Origin of the sequence: Sulfurihydrogenibium yellowstonense SS-5 (assembly GCF_000173615.1) — a bacterium.
In the GTDB taxonomy this organism is placed as follows: Bacteria; Aquificota; Aquificia; order Aquificales; family Hydrogenothermaceae; genus Sulfurihydrogenibium; species Sulfurihydrogenibium yellowstonense.
Genome location: NZ_ABZS01000196.1, coordinates 1 through 2875, shown reverse-complemented (window position 1 = coordinate 2875; position 2875 = coordinate 1). Strand labels below are relative to the sequence as shown.

6 protein-coding genes are annotated in these 2875 nt (G+C 29.0%); 3 read left to right on the top strand and 3 right to left on the bottom strand.

Annotated elements, in window-relative coordinates:
* The 3 genes from SULYE_RS07440 to SULYE_RS07430 all read right to left on the bottom strand — a co-directional run.
* Window positions 1-393, bottom strand: a 393-nt coding sequence (locus SULYE_RS07440) for an alpha/beta fold hydrolase (protein WP_007548080.1), incomplete at its 3' end; no start/stop codon positions are given.
* Window positions 390-1127 (bottom strand): 6-carboxyhexanoate--CoA ligase, encoded by a 738-nt coding sequence (locus tag SULYE_RS07435; RefSeq protein ID WP_007548079.1) that lies wholly within the window; start codon window positions 1125-1127, stop codon window positions 390-392. The genes SULYE_RS07440 and SULYE_RS07435, both read right to left, overlap by 4 nt.
* Complete coding sequence (locus SULYE_RS07430; protein WP_007548078.1) at window positions 1124-1513, bottom strand: hotdog domain-containing protein; 390 nt, start codon at window positions 1511-1513, stop codon at window positions 1124-1126. Before SULYE_RS07430 ends, SULYE_RS07435 begins: the two co-directional genes overlap by 4 nt.
* 194 nt (window positions 1514-1707) lie before the next feature.
* Between SULYE_RS07430 and SULYE_RS08240 the strand changes: the two genes are divergently transcribed.
* The 3 genes from SULYE_RS08240 to SULYE_RS07420 form a co-directional block, all read left to right on the top strand.
* Complete coding sequence (locus SULYE_RS08240; RefSeq protein WP_007548077.1) at window positions 1708-1854, top strand: hypothetical protein; 147 nt, start codon at window positions 1708-1710, stop codon at window positions 1852-1854.
* 13 nt (window positions 1855-1867) lie between these two features.
* Window positions 1868-2209: a GGDEF domain-containing protein gene (locus tag SULYE_RS07425; protein WP_007548076.1), complete on the top strand. Its 342-nt coding sequence runs from the start codon at window positions 1868-1870 to the stop codon at window positions 2207-2209.
* 77 nt (window positions 2210-2286) lie between these two features.
* A partial coding sequence (locus tag SULYE_RS07420) for an IS1595 family transposase (RefSeq protein WP_007548074.1) occupies window positions 2287-2875 on the top strand: 589 nt, incomplete at its 3' end.

Genomic DNA, 2875 nt, shown 5'->3' with positions numbered 1-2875 from the left:
TCCGCCCGTAGCCGTTTTTCTAAACTGATACACTGTATTTTCAAAATCATTATTTAGATTCAGCATAAAGGCTTTAATGACTTTTGGATCACTACCAAGAACGCTGTCGTTAAACTTTGGACTAAAGCCTATCAAAACAAGCTTTTCTATAAATGGATTTTTTAAAGCTGTTAAAAATGCAACAGAGCCACCGAGAGACCAACCAATAAGTGTAGTTTTTTCATTTATCAAATTTGAAACATAATTAACATAATCTTCAAAAATATTATTTTTTTCAAAATCTTTAAAATCTCCATGGAACGGCAAATCTAAAAACAAACTATTATCTAAATAGTAGTAATCTTTAAATATCTCTTTACTAAACCCCCATCCATGGATAAATACGGTTTTCATTCTAAACTTCCAACCTCTTTAATCAAAAAACTTTCTTCCTGTAAATATTTATAAAGCTCATCAATATCGGCATCATCTTTTACAAAGTATATTCTACCACCTTTTGGATTTGAATATTCTTTCAACGGATTGATTCTATAATATGTATTATTAACTGCAACGTAGCCGGTTGTATAGTCTGGTTGGTCTGATATACAGTATTCAGCTATTATATCCGGATGGTTTAGGTTTTTTGTTGACAATGCTAAGGCATCTAAGGTTCTTTCTGTATATTTTTTTTCTAACAGTATTTTTTTGACTTCTTCACGGTGTAAAAAATCTACGTTTGTAGTTCTAACTCCTCTGTATCTGTCTTTTTCTACTCTTTTGCCTGACTTTGTTATAATCATTGCCCCTCTCATGTTTTCTCGATCAGGATTTGCTCCTGTATGCAATAAATCTATATACACTTTAGCAATTTCTCTATCAATCCCGACCTCTTCAAGTAATTTTAATGCAATTTCATTCCCTTCTTTATGATTTTTTACATTAATCGTCTTTACATCAAGAGATTTTTCGATAAACTTAATATTATTAATTTTTTCTATTTTTATATTAATAAAATCAAACTCTTTGGGTCTTGCCAAAAGCTCTGAAACTACTTTTTGAATGCTTTCTTCTAATGTTATCCTTTCTCCACCCGATACATGTTTATCGTTAAGCGATGCTCTCATCTTTACACTATAAAACTTCATTGCTCTAAAACATGTTTATCTAAAACATAACATTTAAAAGTTCCTTCAAAAAATTTATCTTCATTTTTAAAACCATCTACTTTAACTAAAACTTTTTTACCTTCAGTGCTTAAAACTTCACTTTTAAAAAAGGCTGTTTCTCCTATTTTTAATGGCTTTATAAACTTTACTTCAGCACTTCCTAAAACAACGTTTGGATGGTTAATTGTGACCATTGCACAATAATCTGCCGCTGAGAATATAAAACCTCCATGGATCAATCCTTTATCGTCTGCAAGCATATCTTCGTTTGTTTCTAATTTGATTGTTGCAGTTTTTCCTTCAGTAAGCTCTATAACTTCTCCGGAAAATTTAGGATTTATCTTGTTGTGGGTTTTAATACTCATTTTTCCTCCGCTATAGGTTTTTGTGAGTAAATAGTTTAATATATTTTAAACTTTGGATTAATAGATTAGGAGATTTTTATAATAAATTCTTAGTAATTCCTAAATTTATTCCATCTAAACACGAAATTATTGACAAGTTTCCATGAACTCATTATGAATTATAGAATAGACTTAATTAATTTAAATTAAAACTAATGTTTATATGGTATAATGATGCTATAGGGATATTAGATATATTCAAGAAAAACAAAGATGGAATAGAACCTAAATATATGGATAAAATAACCGGTGTTTATAATAGAAACTATATTTCTGAAATAGAAAAAATTCCAAAAACTTAGTTTTGCTGTAATATTGCTGGACTTGGATAATTTTTCAAATATTCATAAAGTTTTTGGAAAAGACATAGCAGATTTATTGCTACAAGATGTAGTTAAAATTGTTAAAAATAATATTAGAAAAGAAGATATAATCATTCGAAAAGGAGATGATGAATTATTAATTTTAGTTAAAAAATTTGATAATAATACAAAACCTCTAGATATTGCACAGAGAATTATAAATAAAATATCTTCGACTAAATTTAATTTAATTTACAACACAGTAAAAATAACTGCATCTGCCGGTATTTACTTATATCCAGAAAAGGAAATAGATTTTTCATTGGTCTTAAAAAAGTCAATACTGCATTATTGAAAGCAAAACAAAAAAGAAGGTAATTACTCAAAATAATCCACCTATGCTATAATATCAAGTAGTATAGGAGGTAAAACATGAATTTAGTAGAATTACTACAAATAGCGTCATCTGAAGAAAAAGCAGAGGGATTTTTAAGAGAAAGAGGCGTACTTAAAACATTTGATAGCTGTCCTTTCTGTCATGCCAAAAACATTGGTAAAATTAGAAGAAACTTCTACAAATGCTATAAATGTAAAAAAGAATGGAGTGTTAGAAAAGATAGTATCCTTGAAGATTTAAAAGTTCCATTCTCTAAATTCATATTGGCTGTAAAACTATTCATTCTTGAAGTTCCAGCTCATAAATCACATAAAGAGCTTGATTTGGCTTACAATACTACGCACAAGATCTACACAAAACTTAGACAATGTATATACAAATTTGTCTCAAAAGATGACCAGCTTTTATCAGGAGAAGTAGAAATAGATGAAAGCTATTTTGGAGGAAAAAGGAAAGGCAGTAGAGGAAGAGGAGCAAAGAATAAGATTCCTGTGTTTGGAATTCTTGAAATAAATGGAAAAGTTAAAGTTGAGATAGTAAAGGATGTATCTGCTGAAACACTACTGAGAGAAACCATAAAGAAAGTAAAGAGAGGGAGTTTGATATATACAGATAAATCAAAAG

Excerpts from the sequence above, each read along its gene's own strand:
- SULYE_RS07435 (WP_007548079.1), bottom strand. The coding sequence starts at position 1,127 with ATGAAGTTTTATAGTGTAAAGATGAGAGCATCGCTTAACGATAAACAT.
- SULYE_RS07430 (WP_007548078.1), bottom strand. The coding sequence starts at position 1,513 with ATGAGTATTAAAACCCACAACAAGATAAATCCTAAATTTTCCGGAGAA.
- SULYE_RS08240 (WP_007548077.1), top strand. The coding sequence starts at position 1,708 with ATGTTTATATGGTATAATGATGCTATAGGGATATTAGATATATTCAAG.